The organism is Mycobacterium sp. THU-M104 (genome assembly GCF_049197365.1).
GTDB lineage: Bacteria > Actinomycetota > Actinomycetes > Mycobacteriales > Mycobacteriaceae > Mycobacterium.
The window spans coordinates 1-1,869 of record NZ_JBMIOP010000264.1 but is presented as its reverse complement, the minus strand read 5'-3'; the positions used below and the strand labels follow the sequence as shown (position 1 = coordinate 1,869).

At 67.0% G+C, this 1,869-nt stretch carries 2 protein-coding genes; both read left to right on the top strand.

The features are described from left to right. Window positions 1-1,582: PE-PPE domain-containing protein (locus tag ACOJVU_RS19335; protein ID WP_421531251.1), on the top strand; the 1,582-nt coding region annotated here is incomplete at its 5' end. Window positions 1,583-1,685: 103 nt separating this feature from the next. Beyond that, window positions 1,686-1,869, top strand: a 184-nt coding sequence (locus ACOJVU_RS19330) for a PE family protein (RefSeq protein WP_421531250.1), incomplete at its 3' end; no start/stop codon positions are given.

Genomic DNA, 1,869 nt, shown 5'->3' with positions numbered 1-1,869 from the left:
GCAGGCGAGCGCGTTCCACGAGCAGTTCGTGGCGGCTTTGAGCGGCGCCGGGAACGCCTACGTGCAGGCCGAGGCGGGTGTCGCCGGCACCCTGGGCGCCGGCGCCGTGGTCGCGGCCGCGGCAACTCCCACGTCGATATCGCCGCCGACGACTCCCATCACAGTCCTCACCAATCTGATCATGACCGGCAGCGGTACCGCGACGCCGTCGACGACGTACATGGCGAACGTCTTCGACCGCTACCTCGACAACTTTTATGCCGGGACACAGACAGCAGTGTCCACGGCTGAGGGGTTGTATCCGTTCACCGGCGTCAAGGACCTGACGCTGAACATCTCACTGGCCCGTGGGGTCACCGAGTTGGACAACGCCATCAAGGCGCAGATCCCAGACCCCAGCACCTACACCGGGAGTCCCTTGTCGATTCTGGGGTACTCGCAGAGTTCGACCCTGGCGTCGATGTCGATGCCGATCCTGAAAGCCGATGGCTACTTACCTAACCAGCTCAACTTCACCCTGCTCGGCGACCCGAGCAACCCCAACGGCGGACTGCTGTCCCGCTTCCCGGACCTGAGCCTGCCCAGCCTGGGCGTCACCTTCGGCAACTCCACACCCAGCAACGACTTCGACACCACCATCTACTCGCTGGAATACGACGGGTTCGCCGACTTCCCGCAGTACCCCATCGACATCTTCTCCGACCTCAACGCGCTGGCGGGCATCGTCTTCGTCCACGGCACCTACCCGACACTGTCGCAGTCAGTGATCAACTCGGGCTTCCTGCTGCCCGGTTCCGCGCAGCTCGGCGACCACGGCGGCAGCCTCGACACCAACTACGTCATGATCCCCACCCACAATCTGCCGCTGCTGGACCCGCTGCGCGCGATCCCGGTGATCGGCAACCCGCTGGCCGACCTGGTCCAGCCGGACCTGACCTACCTGGTCAACTGGGGCTACGGCAACCCCGATTACGGCTACTCCACCGGGTTGGCCAATGTGCAGACCCCGTTCGGGTTCCTGCCGCCGCTGAGCGCGACCACCGCCCTGGGTCCGCTGCTGGTCAGCGGCGCCCAGCAGGGCATGAACGCGTTCGGGGCCGACATCTCCGCCATGCTCCCCACCTCGCTGCCCGCCATGTCGCTGCCCGCCCTGTCACTGCCGACCCTCGCGGCCGCGCTCACCGGGGGGGCGTCGGGGGGGACGACCGCACTGGCGTCGCTGCCGACCGTGGCGTCCATCCCCGCCACACTCACCAACGTCATCGGCGGCATCGAGAACGCCAACAACACCCTCGTCGGCGGCTTCACCACCGACTTCTCCACCGCCTACGCGACGCTGCTCCCGACGGCGGACCTCGCGACCGCCGTGGTGGTGTCCCTGCCGTCCTATGACCTCAACCTGTTCCTCAACGGGATCTCGCAGGCCATCAACGGCAACCCGGTCGGCCTGCTCAACGCGATCGGCGACCCGATCGCCGCCGACACAGGACTGGTCACCCTGGCCGGCGGCTTCGAGCTCATCAACTTCGAGAATGCCCTGCAGACGATCCTGCTCGGTGTACCGAACCCGGGTCCGTACTGACCGGTCGGCGCCGAAAACGCTTAAACGCCAGACACAACGGCGCATTCGCCGTACGGTGGCCCAGTGCCGCCTCGATGCTGTCTGGCCATAGAAGGGTGATCCGATGACGTTTGTCTTCGCGCAGCCACCGATGCTCGCGACGGCCGTCGCCGACGTTTCCGGGATCGGGTCGGCGATCGGCACGGCCAACGCCGACGCGGCGGGCTGGACCACCGGCCTGCAGGCCGCCGCCGGCGACGAGGTGTCGGCGGCCACCGCGACCCTGTTCAGCGCCTACGCCCACGAAT